Source organism: Agarivorans sp. Toyoura001 (genome assembly GCF_005405585.1).
Lineage (GTDB): Bacteria > Pseudomonadota > Gammaproteobacteria > Enterobacterales > Celerinatantimonadaceae > Agarivorans.
On record NZ_BJEQ01000002.1, the window covers coordinates 430,987 to 450,582 of the forward strand.

19 protein-coding genes are annotated in these 19,596 nt (G+C 45.0%); 14 read left to right on the forward strand and 5 right to left on the reverse strand.

All coding sequences use genetic code 11. From position 1 onward, the window contains the following. Positions 1-59 precede the first annotated feature (59 nt). Genes FFR00_RS05210 through FFR00_RS05220 form a run of 3 tightly spaced genes read left to right on the forward strand, consistent with a single transcriptional unit; the run spans position 60 to position 3,135 of the window. Positions 60-1,379: a hypothetical protein gene (locus FFR00_RS05210; protein WP_137672306.1), complete on the forward strand. Its 1,320-nt coding sequence runs from the start codon at positions 60-62 to the stop codon at positions 1,377-1,379. Then, positions 1,376-2,398 (forward strand): sensor histidine kinase, encoded by a 1,023-nt coding sequence (locus FFR00_RS05215; RefSeq protein WP_137672307.1) that lies wholly within the window; start codon positions 1,376-1,378, stop codon positions 2,396-2,398. The genes FFR00_RS05210 and FFR00_RS05215 overlap by 4 nt, the downstream gene beginning before the upstream one ends. Next, positions 2,386-3,135: a LytTR family DNA-binding domain-containing protein gene (locus tag FFR00_RS05220; protein WP_137672308.1), complete on the forward strand. Its 750-nt coding sequence runs from the start codon at positions 2,386-2,388 to the stop codon at positions 3,133-3,135. Before FFR00_RS05215 ends, FFR00_RS05220 begins: the two co-directional genes overlap by 13 nt. Positions 3,136-3,210: 75 nt before the next feature. Here the strand turns inward: FFR00_RS05220 and FFR00_RS05225 are convergent, their stop codons facing one another. Both FFR00_RS05225 and FFR00_RS05230 read right to left on the reverse strand, forming a co-directional pair. Beyond that, positions 3,211-4,914, reverse strand: coding sequence for a solute:sodium symporter family transporter (locus tag FFR00_RS05225; protein ID WP_137672309.1), 1,704 nt, complete (start codon positions 4,912-4,914; stop codon positions 3,211-3,213). Between the two features lie 66 nt (positions 4,915-4,980). Further along, positions 4,981-7,083, reverse strand: a complete 2,103-nt coding sequence (locus tag FFR00_RS05230; protein ID WP_137672310.1) for an alpha-galactosidase — start codon at positions 7,081-7,083, stop codon at positions 4,981-4,983. A gap of 263 nt (positions 7,084-7,346) precedes the next feature. Here FFR00_RS05230 and FFR00_RS05235 point away from each other — a divergent pair, with 263 nt between their 5' ends. After that, positions 7,347-8,408: a LacI family DNA-binding transcriptional regulator gene (locus FFR00_RS05235; RefSeq protein WP_137672311.1), complete on the forward strand. Its 1,062-nt coding sequence runs from the start codon at positions 7,347-7,349 to the stop codon at positions 8,406-8,408. On the opposite strand, the gene FFR00_RS05240 is transcribed toward FFR00_RS05235, so the two are convergent. Then, positions 8,405-8,725: a hypothetical protein gene (locus FFR00_RS05240; protein WP_235836160.1), complete on the reverse strand. Its 321-nt coding sequence runs from the start codon at positions 8,723-8,725 to the stop codon at positions 8,405-8,407. The two genes, FFR00_RS05235 and FFR00_RS05240, sit on opposite strands and share 4 nt — an antisense overlap. Positions 8,726-8,938: 213 nt before the next feature. On the opposite strand from FFR00_RS05240, the gene FFR00_RS05245 reads away from it, so the two are divergent. Beyond that, complete coding sequence (locus FFR00_RS05245) at positions 8,939-9,739, forward strand: PEP-CTERM sorting domain-containing protein (protein WP_161985094.1); 801 nt, start codon at positions 8,939-8,941, stop codon at positions 9,737-9,739. A 376-nt stretch (positions 9,740-10,115) separates the two neighbouring features. On the opposite strand, the gene FFR00_RS05250 is transcribed toward FFR00_RS05245, so the two are convergent. Next, positions 10,116-10,769, reverse strand: a complete 654-nt coding sequence (locus FFR00_RS05250) for a cupin domain-containing protein (protein ID WP_137672313.1) — start codon at positions 10,767-10,769, stop codon at positions 10,116-10,118. Positions 10,770-10,938: 169 nt separating this feature from the next. Here FFR00_RS05250 and FFR00_RS05255 point away from each other — a divergent pair, with 169 nt between their 5' ends. Then, positions 10,939-11,403, forward strand: coding sequence for an OsmC family protein (locus FFR00_RS05255; protein ID WP_137672314.1), 465 nt, complete (start codon positions 10,939-10,941; stop codon positions 11,401-11,403). A gap of 72 nt (positions 11,404-11,475) precedes the next feature. On the opposite strand, the gene FFR00_RS05260 is transcribed toward FFR00_RS05255, so the two are convergent. After that, positions 11,476-11,961, reverse strand: coding sequence for a VOC family protein (locus FFR00_RS05260; RefSeq protein ID WP_137672315.1), 486 nt, complete (start codon positions 11,959-11,961; stop codon positions 11,476-11,478). 346 nt (positions 11,962-12,307) lie between these two features. On the opposite strand from FFR00_RS05260, the gene FFR00_RS05265 reads away from it, so the two are divergent. From FFR00_RS05265 to serA, 8 genes are all read left to right on the forward strand, one after another. Continuing rightward, positions 12,308-12,937 carry a hypothetical protein gene (locus FFR00_RS05265; RefSeq protein WP_137672316.1) on the forward strand — a complete coding sequence of 210 codons (630 nt, stop codon included), beginning with the start codon at positions 12,308-12,310 and terminating at the stop codon, positions 12,935-12,937. Between the two features lie 9 nt (positions 12,938-12,946). Next, complete coding sequence (locus tag FFR00_RS05270; RefSeq protein ID WP_137672317.1) at positions 12,947-13,633, forward strand: ABC transporter ATP-binding protein; 687 nt, start codon at positions 12,947-12,949, stop codon at positions 13,631-13,633. After that, complete coding sequence (locus FFR00_RS05275; protein ID WP_137672318.1) at positions 13,621-14,835, forward strand: FtsX-like permease family protein; 1,215 nt, start codon at positions 13,621-13,623, stop codon at positions 14,833-14,835. Before FFR00_RS05270 ends, FFR00_RS05275 begins: the two co-directional genes overlap by 13 nt. Continuing rightward, on the forward strand, positions 14,828-15,571 hold the full coding sequence (locus FFR00_RS05280; RefSeq protein ID WP_137672319.1) for an outer membrane lipoprotein-sorting protein: 744 nt from the start codon (positions 14,828-14,830) through the stop codon (positions 15,569-15,571). The genes FFR00_RS05275 and FFR00_RS05280 overlap by 8 nt, the downstream gene beginning before the upstream one ends. Before the next feature lie 159 nt (positions 15,572-15,730). Continuing rightward, entirely contained in the window at positions 15,731-16,453 is a 723-nt protein-coding gene (locus FFR00_RS05285; protein ID WP_137672320.1) for a YebC/PmpR family DNA-binding transcriptional regulator, read from the forward strand. A gap of 114 nt (positions 16,454-16,567) precedes the next feature. Beyond that, positions 16,568-17,158 carry a 5-formyltetrahydrofolate cyclo-ligase gene (locus FFR00_RS05290; RefSeq protein WP_161985095.1) on the forward strand — a complete coding sequence of 197 codons (591 nt, stop codon included), beginning with the start codon at positions 16,568-16,570 and terminating at the stop codon, positions 17,156-17,158. Positions 17,159-17,293: 135 nt separating this feature from the next. Further along, the gene (gene rpiA / locus FFR00_RS05295) at positions 17,294-17,947 is read left to right on the forward strand and encodes a ribose-5-phosphate isomerase RpiA (protein ID WP_137672321.1); all 654 of its coding nucleotides are present in this window, start codon (positions 17,294-17,296) and stop codon (positions 17,945-17,947) included. A 254-nt stretch (positions 17,948-18,201) separates the two neighbouring features. Then, positions 18,202-19,431, forward strand: coding sequence for a phosphoglycerate dehydrogenase (gene serA, locus FFR00_RS05300; protein WP_137672322.1), 1,230 nt, complete (start codon positions 18,202-18,204; stop codon positions 19,429-19,431). Positions 19,432-19,596 lie beyond the last annotated feature (165 nt).

Consider the following 19,596-nt stretch of genomic DNA (forward strand, 5'->3'; position numbering starts at 1 on the left):
CCAAAAAGTCACAGTATTAAATAAAAACGGTAAGAAAACCGTGTTAGTGCTGCTCTTTGGTGAATCAGAATGATTATCCAACACCCACAATTAACCGTTTATCTGAGTTAATCCCCCTTTATCGCATTTACCCTGAGCTTTGCCAGCAGCGCTTTATGCTAAGGCTAAAAGGAATTGACCTAGGACGCATTTTGCTTGGTATTCGAATATGTAGTTACTGCTTTGCTGCTTTGATAAGCCTTAGTGCCCATGCAACTTGGCTGCAACAATGGCAATTAGAATTAGACAGCGGCTATGCTCAAGCGTCGACTAGCCCGGTATTTGCCAGCCAAGACCAATGGTTTGCCGATGCCGCCTTACGCTGGTATCCACAATACCATAATCTGCAAGGGCAGCTGGTCGCACTGAGTCAGAGCAAACAAAAACAAGACAATCAACATGACTTGATTCTTGCTGAGTTATTTTGGAAAACAGAACTGGCCGAACGTGACTTACTCGTTGGCAAGCAACGGATCGACTTAGGGGTGAGTTATGGATTCCGCCCGCTAGACATGTTTTTACCCTACCGGCGCAACCCTGTCGCGATTCAAGTAGAAGAAGGCGTAGGCGTGTTAAGCCTAAGCCAGTTTAGTGGCAATGGCGAATACGCTCTGTTTTACACTGATTCCTATTTGGCGACAGGTTCAGAAGGTTTACAACAACGCGGAGCAGGCTTGCGTTGGTACCAACTTAGCAATAATAGTGAATGGCAAACCCTTGCTTACTACGATAACCAACGGGCACTAAACTTAGGCGGCAGTTGGGTAAGCACCTTTGGTGATGCCTGGGAAGTGCATGCCGAGAGCCGTTACCAGCAACATTACCGGCGCATGGTAAGCCACTTAACACAAAACAACATTGGCCAAGTCGCCCCCATCTCTGAGCAAGAGTTTGATGATGGCATACAAGCGCTGCTGGGAATGACATGGGCAAACTTAGCCGGTGACAACCTAATAGTGGAATATTGGTTTGATAACCGCGCATTAAGCCAGCAGCAGTGGCAACAGGTAGCCGATGTTAGCCACTATTTAGCCCAACAGGATGGTGGTTTGAATCAACTACGCTATTCGCAGGGCGCAGTGTTTAACGGACAGAATATAATGCAACACAATGTGATGCTGCATTGGCATCGCGATATAGAAGATTGGCAACCAGCCTTTGATGTAATGTTAGCGCCTGAAGATGGCGGCGTGATCGCCACAGCAAGGCTGGACTATGAATTTATCCAAGGATGGACGCTTGGTGCAAGGCTGCGTTATCTTGGAGGTGCTGACAACGCCGTTTACCAATTATTACCAGAAAGTAGAGTTGGCTTAATAAAACTTGAGGGACGCTTTTGAAATCGAATTGCTATAAATCACTAAGGCGTTCACTAGCCATATGTGCATTGTTTTCTATTCCCATAGCATACCTTACCAATGCGATTTGGGGCGGCCCATACTGGATGCACTTTATTATTGCCTTAGTATTTGGCTGCGTGGGCACCATGGCCACCATGCTCATCGACTGGCTTTTCCCCAAACTAGATACCTTTTGGAGTTTTGTACTCAGCGCCCCTATCACTTTAAGCTTAGGCAGCGCCCACACTTGGTATTGGATCAGCCCTTATTACGACAATTTTAATTGGCCATTAATGTTAAAAGTTGTTTTGATTGGCCTGCTATTTTGCGCGGCAATTTACTACTACTTTTTTAGCCGAGAACAAAACCTTGAAATGTCCTCTGCCCTACAAACCGCCGAGTTAGAAAAGCTTAAAGCAGAGCAAGCACTTACCTACAGCCAGCTTCAGTTATTGCAAAGCCAAATAGAACCGCATTTCTTATTTAATACCTTGGCCAACTTAAAAGCCCTCATCGCAGTAGAACCCAAACAAGCTGAGGTGCTTTTAGATAAGTTTACCGAGCTACTCAGGGTCACCCTTAAAAAGAGCCGCCAAGAAAGCATTCGCTTAGAAGATGAAGTAGCAGGAATTAGCGCTTATTTGGCGATTCAGCAAATTCGCTTAGGCGAGCGCCTGCAGTTTAGTGTTGAACTAGATAGCCCTAATCTCACGCAACAACAAATCCCCCCCATGTTGTTACAACCGCTAGTAGAGAATGCAGTTTTTCATGGTATTGAACCCAAACCTGAAGGCGGCGAAGTGAGCGTTCACATAGCGATGCAAGACCAGCACTGGAAGATAACGATTAGTGATACAGGCATCGGTTTCCAAGCATCACCGAAGCAAGGTAATGGTATGGCATTGACCAATATTCAGCAGCGCTTGGCTAGCCTTTACCCTAATCAGGCAAGTTTGAGCATAAGCCCACAAGCAAGCGGTGGCACCCTAGCTACCTTGGAGTTTCCATGCGAGCAATAATTGTTGATGACGAACCGCTATTGCGCTTTCACTTAGACAAAATGTTAGCTGAATGCTGGCCAGAACTAGACATAGTAGATAAAGCCGGCGATGGACCAAGTGCACTTACCGCCGTGGAACAGCTCGGCGCCGACATTGTATTTTTAGACATTCGCATGCCCGGCATGACAGGCATAGAAGTCGCCCAAAAGCTTAATCAACTTGAGCAACCACCGCACATTGTATTTACCACCGCTTTTGATGAATACGCCGTACAAGCCTTTGAGCAGCAAGCAATTGATTACTTGCTAAAACCGCTTGATGAACAGCGTTTATTACAAACCTGCCAACGGATTCAGCAGCGCCAAGCTAGCCCGCAAGCCAAACCAGACTATGACTTACAAGCCCTAGTGACGGCACTGGACGACAAGCCGCAATATCTGCAGTGGATTAAAGCCAGTAAAGGTGAGTCGGTAGAGTTAGTGGCCATAGACAGTATATTGGCTTTTGTTGCCGAAGATAAATACACCACGGTGCGCAGTATGCAAGATGAGTATGTTATTCGCACACCGCTAAAAGAGTTGCTGGGACAAATTCAGCCAGGGCATTTTTGGCAAATTCATCGCTCCACCTTAGTCAAAGTGAATAGCATTAAGCGCGTTAACAAGAACATGTTAGGCAAGCTAACAGTAGAGTTAGTGGATGGCAGCCAATACCCCGTTAGCCGCAGCGCTAATCATTTGTTTAAAGCGATGTAAGCGCTGACTCATTATCGCCTCTAATACAAAAAAGCCCAGCTAATTAGCTGGGCAAATAACACAACGAACTAGGAATTAACCTGCTTCAACCTCTGGTTGCAGCTGCTTGCGTTTCATATGTCTAAAGAAGATCCCTACTAACATAATCAAGCCACAGAAACCGTAGGTTTGCATAATCGTTGGGTCGTCTGACATTAGGCCCACGTCAGAGAACATAATGAAGGCGCCTAGCACCATATAAAGCACCACGGCTGAGGCTTCAAAACGGAATTCCCACGGCGTAACGTCCATGCTTTCATTAATTGGCATCACATAGGCCTGCTCACGCGGTTTAATGGCGCCAATCACAAACATTAAGATGGTACACACCACAAACAGAATCGCTAATTGGTGTAAGAAATGTAGCGGCGTTTCAAATACCAACTGCATCGCTGCGTAAGAAGATACAAACACAACTAACGACACTTTAGCGGCAATAGCGGGTACCCGTTTTGAAATGTAACCTACAAATACAATGGTGAAAATTGGCACACTAAAGAAGCCGGCAACCATTTGTAAGTATTGGAATAGACCTTCTGGCGCAAACATAATAAACGGGGCAATACACACTGCAATAATGGCAATCAATACCCCAAAGATTCGGCCTTTAGCCACCAGTTCTTGGTCTGATTTACCTTCACCAAATAATGGTTTGTAAACATTAAGCGCGAACAAGGTCGTTGAGCTGTTCAGTACACCGTTAAAGGTACTAAGAATGGCACCAAACATTACCGCGACAAAAAAGCCCACTAATGGTTTTGGCAGTACTTCATTCACTAATCGGGTGTACATAGTGTCTGGGTTGCCTGCGTCAGCGCCGAACATATGAAATGCAATAATGCCTGGAATAATCAAAAATAGTGGCGAGATAACCTTAATGGCACCGGCTAAAATCACCCCTTTCTGACCCTCTTTAAGGTTTTTAGCACCTAAAGCGCGCTGGATAATCGATTGATCGGTTCCCCAGTAATATAAGTTGACTAATAGCAAACCGGTAAACAATGTTGAGAATGGCAGTGGGTCACTGGATGTGCCTACCGATTGTAACTTCTCTGGCGCAACAGTAATGATTTGGTGTAAACCATCACCAAAGCTGCCGCCACCTAGCACCATTAAACCAAACACTGGGATCATTAAACCACCAATGATCAAACCAACACCATTGATCGTATCGGCTATCACCACTGCTTTTAAACCTCCATAAATGGCGTAGAAAAAGCCGAGAATACCAATAGTGGCAGAGATAATCGCAATCGCAGCAAACTCAGAAACACCCAGTAAGGTTTGAATATCGAAGATCTCGCCCAGTACCACTGCACCTGCGTACAAAGTGGTAGGCAGAATGTTAATCACGTATTGGCACAAGAACAGCAAGGTAACGAACTTCTTCACCGATAAGTCGTAACGGCTTTCTAAGAAGTCTGGAATGGTAGTAATACCTTGCTTTAAATAACGCGGCACTAATAACAGCGCAATAATCACTAAGGTAACACCCGACGCTACTTCCCAGCCCATTACACTCATATTGTGAGTGTAAGCTTGGGCACTCATGCCCACAAAACTGGTGGCACTAAGGTTGGTTAAAATCAGCGAGCTAGCAATTAAGCCGCCGGTTAAACTGCGGCCACCTAAAAAGTAGCCATCTTGTGAATCGTGCTTGTTTTTCTTCACTTTGTTGTAGGTAAACACCCCAACAAAGCCAGTAAACAGCAAGAACGATAAGAACACTGTTATAGACATAGTTAATCCTTCATAAAGTTGGCGAGTGGCGGTCACTGGCCACTCGGTGAATACAAAAATTGTTGGTTAAATGCGTTTTAGGTGCACCATTAGTGCTGACTCTGGATCGAGAATCGGTAAGGTAAGGCCAATTTCTCGTAAGTTGTCGCCGCTCAAGGTGAGAGTTTTATCAAGCCAACTTGGGCGCTGCTTCATCAGTTGAAAACTGGTTTCTGGCATCTCTACTAGCTTTACTTGGTAGTGCGCATTTTCATCTACACAACTCACTCGTAAAGGAGCTGGCAAGGCGTAATCGGGCATGGCTAATTGGCAAACAGTAATCAACATTTCGTCGTCACTTTGCACCCCGTTGATATGCTGACGATGGTCTGAAGCATTTAAACGGAAACTACGGCCAGTGTGTAACAGCTGGCGATACTGCTTGTGCAAGGCAATGTAATGAGCAAATGCTTGTTTCTCTTGCGGGTCGACTTTGACAGGATCTAGCTCTACGCCCATATGGCCGCTAAGCGCGGTCATGCCACGCATATTGATATGGTGACAACGGCGAGTAGTGTGGCTTTCTCCAGGACCAATATGTGCGCCCATTACCTCTGGTGGGAAGAAATAGCTCATACCACGCTGAATAGTTTGGCGCTCTAAGGCATCGTTACAGTCAGAGGCCCAAAAACGGTGAGTACGTTTAAGAATTTCGAAATCGATTCGACCACCACCGGACGAACAAGACTCAATTTCAACTTCAGGGTGAGCAGCAAGTAGTTTGTCGAGTAAGGCATATAAGGCCTTGGTTTGGCCATTTACTGCCGGCCGACCAATATGGCCAGGCTGCACCAATTCTCGGTTCATATCCCACTTAAGGTAAGCAATATTGTAACGCGTCAGCAATTCACTTAAACGTTCAAATAAGTACTTAAAGCAGTCTTGGTTTTGTAGATCCAATACATACTGCCAGCGGCCTGAAGGCTGGTGATAACCCTTAAGCTCCAATACCCACTCTGGGTGCTCGCGGAACAAAATGGAATCTTTGCTGATCATCTCTGGCTCGACCCACAAACCAAATTCCATGCCCTGTTGGTTCACGTGTTCAATAACTGGCTCTAGGCCATTAGGATATTTTTTCTCATCTAGGTACCAATCGCCTAAAGCACTGCGCTCACCATCGCGGCCAATAAACCAGCCATCATCAATGATGAAGCGCTCTACGCCCATCTCGGCGGCTTCGCTAGCCATTTTCATAATGTATTCAGGATCATGTTCAAAGTAGATCCCTTCCCATGTATTAAGGTGCACCGGACGAGGTTTGTTCTCTGGGAAATGAATGATGTTGGCGCGAACATAACGGTGAAAGCGATCTGAAATGCCATTTAAACCGGTATTACTGCAACAAGCATATAACCACGGCGTACTGTAGCTTTGCATATAATCAAGGCGTACTTCACCAGCTAATAGCAGTTCACCGGCTTGAACAAACCGGCGGCCGTCACTTTTCACATCGGCGCGCAATTGGTGGTTACCGCTCCAGCCTAGGTGGAAACCCCACACTTGGCCATTTTGTTGGTCAAAGTTGTTACTGCCTGCAAATAGCCCTGGAAAGTTTTCATGCGATGTACGACCGCGACGATTCTCCTGCATAAATCCACCGTGAGAGAATGCTTGGCGATGGGTTTGAAACTCTCGGCTCCAGCGGCCATGAAAAGTCATTAGTTCGTTAGCATGGTGTGGCAACGGCAAGGTAGCAGACAACTTTGTGAGGTAGTATTTGGTATGAACCAAATTGGTCACAGTAATACGCTTTTTCACCACATCACTGTCGTAATCTAATTCAATCTCAATACTTAACTCTAGGTTAGCGACCTCATCGCGTAGGGTGAACACCGCGCAACCATCACTAGCGTAATGATTGGTGGTGGTAAACACCGGCGCCCAATCAAATCCATTGCGGTGTCCTTCAATACCCGGTGCATTAAAATGACCACTGCCTAGCTCAGGACATAGCGTTAAGGGTACATCTACGTCTAAACGAGCTTGTGAAATCGGCCGCTCAGTAGACAGCAGTAAATCTTCATCAATTTGTTCAATCTTGGTTCCCCAATGCAAAATTTCGGGAACACGTTCAACTTTAATAATCAGGCTGCAATTTTTGCTACTAAGGTGAATAATCTGGCTCATCGCTATATCCATGTGTTTGCGTAAACATTGAGCGCAATATGCGCTTTTATTGCTTAATAAACTAACAAACCGGTTTTAATGCGTGATGAAGATCAAAAGGGAAAACGTTTACTTGTGACAAAGATCAAGTAATGTTTACGAAAACATATGAGTGATAGGAAGCCTTATTCGCAGTTTAGGTGTATCGATAAGATTTCCTTAGATCGCAGTGTTACACTTTGCCACTATTAGCAACTAGGTCGGAAGAAGTAAGGGATTTACAGGTGAACGTGACATTCAAACAAGTGGCAGAATTAGCCGGCGTATCTACGCAAACCGTGTCACGAGTCACCAATGGCGCAAGCAATGTTGCCCAAGACACCCGCGACAAAGTGAATGCGGCCATTGAACAGCTAGGTTATGTACCCAACAAAGGGGCTCAGCTGTTAAGTGGGGCTAAATCAATGGTAATTGGACTAATTACTTTGGACGTGTCGTTACACGGTATTTCGATTATTGCCAACAACATCCGTAAACAAGCCAAATTGCGCGACTACGGTATTGCATTGTCGGTGGTAGACGAACACGCCTTTGACAAAATTGTAGAGGCCACTCGCGAACTAAAATCACAACGCATTGAGTACATTATTGTCAATCTGCCGCTTACCAAAGTGGAAGCCGAGCAACTTGTGATGTTATTTGCCGACTTACATTTTGTATTTATTGATGTGCCCTACGATAGCCAGGTAAACCTAGTTAGCGCCGCTCATCAGCAGGGGGCGGCCGATGCCGCCAGTGTAATGTTAAAACAGCAGCGCGCTCGCTTATTGCTGATAACGGGTCCCAGTGACTCCAGTGCTTCACAGTTGCGTTTGCAGGGTTGGTTAGAACAAATCCACCAGCACCAAGCTACCGTAGTAGCTCAGTTGGAAGGGAACTGGCTAGCCAGCAGTGGTTACCAACTAACCCGAGAGGCTTTAGCTAATGGCGCAAACATAAACGGAGTACTGGTAGCCAGTGACCAAATGGCGTTAGGAGTGTTGCGCGCCTTACACGAACAAGGCTTAAACGTGCCTCAACAAGTGGCGGTAATAGGCTTTGATGACAGTGCCGACAGCGCCTATTTTTACCCGCCGCTAAGCACCATTAAGCAAGATTTTGCTCAAATATCGGAGCAGGCCGTTGCCATGTTGTTTAGTGATGAAAGCAGCCCTCGGCCAATTAAGGCATCCATTGCGACTCAAGTTGTTGAACGGCAAAGTACTCAAGTGTTCACAGAAAGCAGCTACCAAAAATCAAATATTGAGCAATTACTTCAGCAAATTAAAAATGCCCTACCCGACTAGCTAAAAGCGGGTGCTAACAGCCTTACTTTTACGCTTTGCTCTTCGATAAGACTAAACACAGTGGGCCGAATATTGTCTATCCACCACTGATCATAAAGATTTTCATAAATCTCTTGGCGGCTCACTTCATCGTCAAATTCACGCAGCCAAACAAACCACTCTCGGTTTTCCTCATCTCGATATAGGTAGCTGTTAAGTAACTTAACCCCCTTGCTGATCTGGTAAGGCAGAATCTCTTGATTCATCAACGCCAACCATTGCTCAGTTTTACCCGCTTGTATTCGATACTCGCGTAACTCTATTACCGCCATATTCATTGTCTCTATTTAACTAAGCTATTGATATTAAAAGCATGTCAGCTTCTTTTACAAAGATAAATATTTGATGTGTAAAATAAAAGTTAATTCCCTTGATAATTATAAGGTTATAAACATCGGACCAGTTATTGCTTATAGACAATTGAATCAATATATTTGCTGATTTAGCAAAAATCAATTAATACCAATAACTTACCAATGGAATGTATAAAAATGAAATATTTCCCCTCTCTTTGTTCCGCATTACTATTAGCTGCTTCGAGTGGAGCAAGTGCGGTACCGTTTTACTTAGATTTGGGCGGTAATACCACGGCCACAGCAGACTACCTTACAACCAATGTTCAGGCTCAATCTACCTTACAAAATGGCAGTTGTTCAGCGGGTGTATGTGGGCCGAACGCTAACTCTACCTTTTCCGAAGAAGGTCATGGCAGCGCGACAGGCATATTCAGAAACCCAAATACGCCTTTGTATTCAGCTGGGCTAGGTAACAACTGGGCGATGTCATTTGACTACAACGATTTGGGTGGCAACTTCAATAACGATGGTAAAGTATTTTTTGATGCTGGCGGCCACATCAATGTTAGCTACAGCGAAATTTTAGGTTTTGACCAAGTCAGTGGCGAAGTAGTCTACGGCGACAGCATTAAAGTCGCTCAGCTAGTGGTTGATTCTGGTACCGCGGTAATGGGTGATGTTGCACTTAAAGGATCGTTAGATTACAGCTGGTACGACCAAGCCGTTGATGATGCCTTGGCTGAAGGGTTCTTTGGCACCGATTACGGCTCGTTATACGAGCTTTGGTTGAATGACGACAATCTAGTATGGCAGCTTAACTTTAACATTACCGATAATATGTCTAATCCTTACCTAGGTGACGAAAACAGTGCTGTTAGAAGCAGCTCACTAAACGGTAAGTTCGCCATTGTATCAGTAACAGAACCAGGCACTATCGCGCTATTTGGTTTTGGCTTAATCGCTTTAGGTTTACGACGTCAACACAGCAAATCCTAATCCTTTAGGCGTTGTTTACTTGCAGGTGCCACTATTTGTCCCTTTGGCATCTGCATTTTTTACTAAAATACACACTTCCCCCACGTTTTAAGCCAACCGCAATCTTCAAGAATCTTTACCTTTCCAGCGAGTTACCCCTAATCCGATAAACTGAATGACAATTCGCTGAACAGGTACTTTGTTTAATTTTCAGCCCTTCTTGGTTTGTTTTGCAAGCAGCATCACAAATTGCAATACAATATTAATACAAAGTATTACTCATTAAGCTACTGCAATGCTGCTAACACTTAAACGTTCAACATTGCACAAGGCAAAAAGTTTGTAAGGGCGGTGCCCGCCCGACTCTCCTCATTAGGGCACCGCTTTTACACCTTCATTACTCAACGGGCAAATGGCCAGTTTTCACCAAAATAATGGTGTCTTGTTCAACAAAAGGGTGGTGCTTGCTCATGTGCGGGCTACGCAGCCAAGTATGTTTAGGGTAGTCACCATGCTCGTCTTTAAATTCACCTGACAACACCATTATTTCTTCACCACCAAAATGACTATGGGGTTGAAAAACTTCACCGGCAGGCCATTTCACTAAGGCAACATGTTCATGTTCAAAGGCATGCAAGGGCATTACCTGTAAGCCTCCTATCCCCGGTAACCAAGCAGTACTTCTGGTATCTACCCTCACCTCTTCAAGGTCGTTGGTATTGAACTGATTGAGCTTTACAAAAATTACACAGCCCTGCTTGCTAAACGGGCTATGTTTACTGCCTGGTGGATTACGGATATAAGTACCCGCAGGGTAGTCACCCTGTTCATCAGAAAACACCCCCTCTAGCACAAATATTTCTTCGCCCATTGGGTGCGGATGTTCCGGAAAATACGAATCAGCGTGATACTGCACAACACTAGTCACGTGGCCTGATTCTTTCGCTTCACGCTCAAGCGGTTTACGCAGTACGCCTGCCGATGGGCTGGTTAGCCAATCCATTTGCTCGGTATCAATTGCCAAGGCTTGGCTAAAATCCATATTCAACATTACCGTTCCTCTTTTACAGCTGTATCTAATAGAGTCGACTTGTTAGCAACAAATTTCAAGCTCAGCCAAGATGACATTGACATTGCTCACCGCAATCCATTGACACGGTATTCTCCGAGCAGCATGCTAGCGCTTAAATAGCTGATGTGAATGAATACAAGGAAGTGAGATGTCTAAGTATTGCGCCACCATTGAATGGCAACGCCAAGAGCATGAGAACTACACCGATAACCAATACAGTCGCGGTCATATATGGCATTTTGATGGCGGCCAAAGTGTGCCAGCATCTTCTTCGCCGCATGTGGTTCCGCTCCCTCATTCAGTAGAGGCGAACGTAGATCCTGAAGAAGCCTTTGTCGCGTCTTTATCTAGCTGCCACATGCTTTTTTTCTTGTCGATTGCCGCTAAAAACCGCCTAGTGGTAAATAGCTATGTAGACCAAGCGGTAGGCATAATGGCGATGAATGAACACGGAAAAATGGCTATGACCGAGGTAATACTTAACCCTAAGGTAAGCTTTGCAGATAAAGAGCTTAGCCTCACAAAGCTGGAAAAGATGCACCATCAAGCTCATCAGCAATGTTTTATTGCTAATTCCGTTACCACCAAAATAACCACTCATATCGTGGCGTAGTGCTAAAACACTTGTGGCTAAAATAGATCGAAAAAGGGTTGGCCTATAGCCAACCCTTTCTTTTGCTCTCTATTATTCGTACTCAGAAGAATAGGTTTCTTCGTAGCTATGAGAGTAAAGCTCAAACAAGGTGCCAAACGGGTCTTCTAGGTACACCATTTTAGCTTGCTTGCTGTCATCTTCTGGGTGATAACGCATGATGTCCATTCTCACTTTACCGCCATACTGCTCGGTCTTTTTAATCACGCCTTCAAAGTCATCGGTTTCAAGGCTAAAGTGAAATAGTCCGATGCGAGAAAAATCTACCTCGTGGCGCTGTTCACGATCTTTCATTTCAAACAGTTCAAAACCAACACCGTCGCTGGTAACTAGGTGTGCAATATTAAAACCTTTAAACCCTTCACCAAATACTGCAATACACATACGGCCAATCGCCGTTTCATGCTCTTCCACGACTTCGCTTTTACCCATTACTACCTTTAGGCCTAGTACTTTGGTGTAAAATTCAACGGCTTTATCCATATCGGCAACCATGATACCTACATGACTCATTTTCATAATTTGCTCCACAATCTGTTGTTAATTCGTGACTTGTTTTGATGGGATGAGTATATGGAACAACGCCAATCACAGGAAATTATAAAAATTTATAAAAATGATAACGATTTGTTATTAATTGGTGGTGCGAATAATCATGAGGCTCGCAGCCGCTAAGCGCGACACCAAAACCTAGCGAGTAATTAAAGCCTGATGGTAGTGTTTATTGAAGCAGGCAAAGTTTGATTTCACTTATCAGCAAACCAATCCGTTGGTCAGGTTATGTCACCATTCATCGCATCGAGATGTTTAAACAAGGCGCTAATCGTAACCTTAGTCAGCAACCTCACACTGACAAGGAATGATCATGAAGACGCTAACTCTCGCCAGCCTATTACTCGTTTGCAGTTACTCAGCCACCGCCAGTATTAACGACCAGCAACTCGCTTCGTACTACCAGGCAGCGCAAGGTGACTATTCACAACTTGACCAACTGTATAAAGAGTTGCAGCAAGCTCACCAGCAGCAACCCACAGACCCTTGGACATTATTTTACCTAGGCGGCACCGAAACTTTTAAGGGAGATGATGCCTGGCTACCGTGGACAAAAATGAGTTACACCGAAGATGGCTTGGCTCGAATAGACAAAGCCTTAAACATGATTACCGAGCAGCAATGGCAACAACAATATCGCTACTTGCCTCAGGCCATTTATATGCAAGCAACTGCTGCGGTCACATTCACCAAAGTACCCGACTTTTTTAACTACCAACAACAAGGCATGAGTTTGTTTAAACAAGTGCTAAACGATAGCCGTTTTTTGCAATCTCCGGCGCAAGCCACCAGCTGGGTATTTAGCTACGCCATTGAAGCAGCATTAGATGCCGAGCAGCCAGAGCTCGCCGAACAATGGTTTAGCCAGCTAAAACAACGTGGCTTAAACGACAAGTTTGGCAAAAATGCTGAACAGTTAATGGCGCAACACGCCAAGGGTTAGGGATCAGTTATGTTGCAATTTAAGCAGGTATCTAAGTACTACCAAACTGGGCAAATACAACAGCAAGCACTGAAGCACATCAGCGAGCAAATTCAAACTGGCGAGATGATTGGTTTGTGTGGGCCTTCTGGCTCCGGTAAAAGCACGCTGCTAAATATTTGTGGCTTGCTCGACCTAAGCTATCAAGGAGAACTGTATTTTGATGGTCACAAGTTAGATAACGACCCACAACACTGCATGATACTGCGCAGGCAACAGTTGGGATTTGTCTTTCAGCGTTTCAATTTGGTACCGGTTATGAGTGCCTTCGAGAACGTTGAATACCCACTCATGCTAAACCAGGTAGCCATCCGCGAACGCAAACAGCGAGTGATGCAAATATTGGATGCAGTGGGTATGGCCGAGTTTGCACACTCAAAACCTGATCGCCTGTCTGGTGGCCAGCAACAACGTATTGCAGTGGCTCGCGCTTTGGTACACAAGCCTCGCTTGGTCATCGCCGACGAACCCACCGCCAGCCTAGATAGCCATACCGCGCATCAGGTAGTAGAGCTAATGAAAGACATTGGTAAAAGCCACCAAACCACCTTTGTGATTGCTACTCACGATAGCCGTATGAGCGAACATTGCAGCCGGCTGATTCAACTACAAGACGGACAAATACTGGCTAAGGAGACTGCCACATGCGTCGCTTAAAACATGCTTTACTCAACGTGCAACGTAATCGCCGCCGCAGCGTGATGTCGGTGTTAATTATCGCCATTGCGGTACTCGCTTTAGTCAGTGCTGGAGGCTTTGGATTATTCACCTATCAATCGCTAGCTGAGGCCGCCGCCAGAGATACCGGCCACTTAACCCTATCCAGCCAGCAATACTTTACAGAGCAAGAAGACTTCCCGCTGCAATGCGGCTTAGCTGACTGGCAACAGCAACGCCAAGCGTTAATGGCGATTAATGGCATAAAAGCCGTACAACCGAGAATAGAGTTTAGTGGGCTGATCAGTAACGGCGATAAATCAGCGATATTTATTGGCCAAGGTGTTCTCGCCAGCGAGTTCACTCAAAAAGGGCCATTTTTAGATGTAAAAGCAGGCCAACTGCTAAGCCCAGAAGAACGCCAAGAACAACCACAAGTTTTATTAGGCGAGGAGCTCGCTCGTAACATGAAAGCCAAACCGGGTAATTGGATTACATTATTAAGCACCACCACCGAAGGCGCGCTAAATGCTTACGACTTTATGGTGCAAGGTATTGTTTCTACTGGTGTACCAGAAATGGACAAACGCTTGGTATATGTATCATTAGATTTTAGCCAAGCCTTATTAGCCACCGATAAAGTGAGTTTGATGTCGGTATTTGCCTTCGCCAATCAAGACATAGAACAATTAAAACAACAGGTTGAGCAGCAACAAGCTAGCTTGTTAGTCACCCCTTGGTGGAAACAAGCTTTCTTCTACGAAGCCGTGAAAGGTTTGTATAACCGCATTTTTGGTGTAATGGGCATCATCATGGCTTTAGTGGTATTTGTATCGCTATTCAATACCTTAAGCATGTCGGTGACCGAACGCACTCGAGAAATTGGCACTTTGTCGGCACTAGGCACAGCTAACTCAGAACAACTAATAGGTTTTGTGTTAGAAGCGGTTGTACTGGCGGTTATCGGCAGCTTAATAGGTCTACTTTTAAGTGGGTCGGTATCGCTGTTTCTACTGTTCGCCGATATTCAAATGCCACCGCCACCTGGGCGCAGCGTAGGTTACCCCTTACATATTACTTTCTCTTTGTTTCTTGCCGCTATCGTCTCCTTCGGCGTGGTGTGTATTTGTGCGCTAGCCTCGGCTATTGCCGCGAACAAAGGTCTAAAGAAACCCATCACCGAGGCACTTATTTATGTTTAGTCTCTTTAAGTTGTGGCTGCTCGGCAGCTTATTTTCAATCGGCTTTGCTCAGGCCAATGATGAGGTCACGCTGCGCTTACTGGAAGCCGATAGTTATCGGCTGCAAAGCAGCTCGGCAAAAATAGTCACTCAAGTCAGCCAGTTTGAAAAGCAAACCTTAAAAAAGAAACACTATTACAACGTGTATATTCGCCCAGAACGGGAGTCTTTAGTGGTGTTTAAAGCCCAGTCGGAACTAGGACAAAAAATGTTGATGTTAGGTGATAACTATTGGTTATTGATGCCAAACAGCCGCCGACCGATTCGCATTACGCCAATGCAAAAGCTGCTTGGCGAAGCCTCGGTAGGTGATGTGTCTACCTTAACTTGGAGTGAGGATTACCAAGGTGAACTGGGCGAGACCAAACACATAAAGGGTGTGGCGGCGATTCACTTAAAGCTGGAGGCAAAAACCAGTGGCGCAAGTTATCAAAAAATTGATTTATGGCTCGCCCAAGACAGCAATTTTCCGCTGCAAGCCGATTTATATTTAAAATCAGGAAAACTCGCCAAGCAAGCTTACTTTGAACAAGGCCAACGACAAGGCCGCGCCGTAGTAAAAACCATGACCTTAGTGGATAGTATTCAAACCAGTAAAAGCACGGTGATTAACTATCAGTCGGTGGAACCCCACAGCTTAGCCGACAAATATTATAACCCGGCTTATTTGAGTAAACAGTCACTAGAGCAGCTCTAAACATCAATAAATCGTGAGGGGGTAACAGTTAAATGCCTCACGATTTAGCAACTTTAGCCTTATTCTTTGCTCTGAAACCGCGCCAGCCCTTGTTCCTTGCGTTTCAGCTGGTAAAATCCTCCTCAGAATTTTTAAGCATCGATAAAAAAGAGCATCCCAATGGGCAGAAGTTTTGAAGTACGTAAGGCCTCTATGGCCAAAACCGCTGGTGCAAAAACCAAGGTTTATTCTAAATACAGTAAAGAAATTTATGTTATCGCCAAAAACGGCGGTGCCGACATTGAAGCCAATCTACAGCTACGCAGCGTAGTAGACCGCGCCAAAAAAGATCAGGTGCCTAGCCACGTGATCGACAAAGCCATTGATAAAGCCAAAGGCGGCGCAGGCGAAGACTACGTGCCAGCCGTTTACGAAGGTTATGGCCCTGGCGGCTGTATGGTGATAGTAGAGTGTTTAACCGACAACAACAGCCGTACCTTTACCGACGTTCGCCAAGCCTTTGTAAAAACCAAATCTAAAATTGGTAACCAAGGTAGTGTGGCTCATATGTTTGACCACCAATCAATTTTTGCATTTAAAGGTGACGATGAAGACGCCATTCTAGAAATCCTTTTAATGGACGACGTAGAAGTGACTGACGTTGAGAGTGAAGACGGCATGATTACCGTATTTGCCCCGCACACTGAATACTTCAAGGTGAAAACCTCGCTGACTCAGGCTATGCCAGAGCTAGAATTTGAAATGGAAGAAATTAGCTTTATTCCGCAAAACTACACCACAGTAAGCGGCGACGACGTAGCCATGTTTGAAAAATTTCAAGCCATGTTAGATGACTGCGACGACGTTCAAAACGTTTATCATAACGTAGAGTTAGCAGACTAGTTAGTTTACCTCTAGTGACTTCAACCAAGCCTGTACCTCAGGCTTGGTGGCCACTCGGCCTTGCTTGATTAACCATCTCCATGCACACTGATTGTTCTACTTAATCATCTCGTTATGTTAATGACCCAGCCAGATACTCGCCAGCAATTACGCCAACAGGTTCGCCAACAGCGCAGCGCGTTAAGCCACACTCAACAGCAAGAAGCTAGCCAAGCGATTCTCGACTTACTGCAACACGAGCCTAACATCGCCAATATGCAACACATTGCCTTGTATTTAGCCTTTGATGGCGAAGTAAACCTCACTGGATTAATAGAATGGTTGTGGCAACAAAACAAACACGTTTATGTGCCACTTATCGACCCACATCAAGATGGCCAGATGTGCTTTCATCGCTATCAAGCCACCAGCCCAATGCAAACCAATCGCTTTGGCATTAGTGAGCCTGTGTTTGATAAAAGCCAAGTAACAACCAGCCAACAGCTCGACGTAGTGCTAGCGCCATTGGTCGCCTTTGATTCTCAAGGTAATCGCCTAGGCATGGGTGGCGGTTATTACGATCGTTTATTGGCCACAATAAACGGCGAGCAACCTTTGGTAATTGGCATGGCACATGATTGCCAGCAAATTAACCAAGTGCCCGTTCAAGCCTGGGATCAGCCTTTGAAACAAATAATTACTCCTAGCAAGCACTGGCGTTGGTAAGCGAATAATTTGTCATATTGCTTTACTAAAAAACCAGCAATCTCAATTGGCGTTAATTGCAACGCTTGGTTATAATCCGCGCCAAATTAGCCAGCTTATTGGCACCCCACTCTTCACTTTGCTCGGAGCACTGTAATGACACAAGATGAAATGAAAAAAGCCGCTGGCTGGGCCGCATTGGAATATGTTCAAGAAGACACCATTGTAGGCGTAGGCACAGGCTCTACCGTAAACCATTTCATTGACGCCTTAGCGACCATGAAAGACCGTATCCAAGGCGCTGTATCTAGCTCTGAAGCATCAACCGAAAAGCTACTAGGCTACGGCATTGAAGTGTTCGATTTAAATAGCGTTAGCGAACTATCAGTATATGTAGACGGCGCAGATGAAATTAACGAACATAACCACATGATTAAAGGCGGTGGCGCAGCGCTAACTCGCGAGAAAATCATTGCAGCGGTTGCCGACCAGTTCATTTGTATCGTAGACAATACTAAAGAAGTGCCGATTTTAGGTGAGTTTCCCTTACCCGTAGAAGTGATTCCAATGGCTCGTAGCTATGTTGCTCGCCAATTAGTGAAATTAGGCGGTGACCCGGTTTACCGTGAAGGTGTAACCACCGACAATGGCAACGTGATTTTAGATGTGTACAACATGAAAATCATCGACCCAGTGAAAATGGAAAAAGATATTAATGCCATAGTGGGCGTAGTCACCAATGGCTTGTTTGCAGATCGCGGTGCAAACCAAGTGATAATTGGCACCCCAGAAGGGGCCCAAAAACGCTAAACCAGCAAGCCATTGAGAAAAAAGAGCGCAGCAAGCGCTCTTTTTTTTGTGAAATATTCCAACACACCAAAGAATACTTCGGTAAAGCTTCAGGTAAACATAATATTTAAGCGATAAAGTTCACCAATTGCGACTTTAGTAGTGAATTATTCACAATGTGAATATATTTTGATGTAATAAAATTACATTCCCTAAGTGCTGCTTTTTTGCTAAATTTAGCCGCTCAGCGGTAACATGGGTATTAGGAAGCAAACATGGCAAAGTATTCGTTAGGCAAGGAAAAAATCAAAGTATTGTTGTTAGAGGGTTTACACCCTAGCTCACTGCAATCTTTCCAATCTGCGGGTTATGAAAATGTAGAAATGATCAAAACCTCGCTAGCAGAAGAAGAACTAATTGAGAAAATCAAAGATGTTCACTTCATTGGTATTCGCTCCCGTACAGACCTAAACGAACGTGTGTTAGCAGCCGCTAACAAACTGGTAGCTATTGGTTGCTTCTGTATTGGTACCAACCAAGTTGATCTTAAAGCAGCTCAACAAAAAGGTGTACCAGTATTTAACGCACCTTTCTCTAATACTCGAAGCGTAGCTGAACTCGTATTAGGTGAAATTATATTACTACTGCGCGGCATTCCAGAGAAAAACGCCAAAGCTCACCGCGGTGAGTGGATAAAATCTGCCGACAGCTCATATGAAGCGCGCGGTAAAAAGCTAGGTATTATTGGTTACGGCCACATTGGTACTCAGCTAGGTATTCTGGCTGAAACCTTAGGTATGCAAGTTTACTACTACGACATTGAAAACAAACTGTCGCTAGGTAACGCTACTCAAGTTGCAGACTTAGATCAGTTACTCGCCATGAGCGACGTAGTGAGCCTACACGTACCAGAAACGGCACAAACCAAATACATGTTTGGTGAAGCGCAACTGGCAGCAATGAAGCAAGGGTCTATTCTTATTAATGCCTCTCGCGGCACAGTGGTAGAGATTGACTCATTGGTGTCGGTACTCGAAAGCAAAAAGCTTGCGGGTGCTGCTATTGATGTGTTCCCAACCGAGCCTAAATCAAACAAAGAAGAGTTTGTGTCTGCATTACGCGGCTTTGACAACGTAATTCTTAGCCCACACGTAGGCGGCTCAACTCAAGAAGCACAAGAAAACATTGGTATTGAAGTAGCCTCTAAACTGGCTAAATACTCTGATAACGGTTCAACCCTATCAGCCGTAAACTTCCCAGAAGTAGCGCTACCAGAGCACACCGGCACCAGCCGTTTGTTACACATCCACCATAACCAACCGGGTGTGCTAACCAAAATCAACTTGGCCTTTGCGGAAGACTCAATCAACATTGCAGCTCAGTACCTACAAACCAACGACAGTATTGGTTACGTAGTGATTGACGTAGAAACAGCTCAAGCCGAGCAAGCAATTAACAAACTGAAAGAGATTGAAGGCACAATTCGCGCCCGCATTCTTCACTAAAAGCTAATTGCTATGACCCGTCCTAAAATAGATTGACGGTTTTTAGGCCAGCTCCAGTAGCTGGCCTTTTCTATTATGCACCTGATTGGGCGTTTCCATATTTAAACTCAGGTGCGGTCTCATCGTGTTGTATATCGCTATCGATTCTTTTACAAGTCTCTTTAG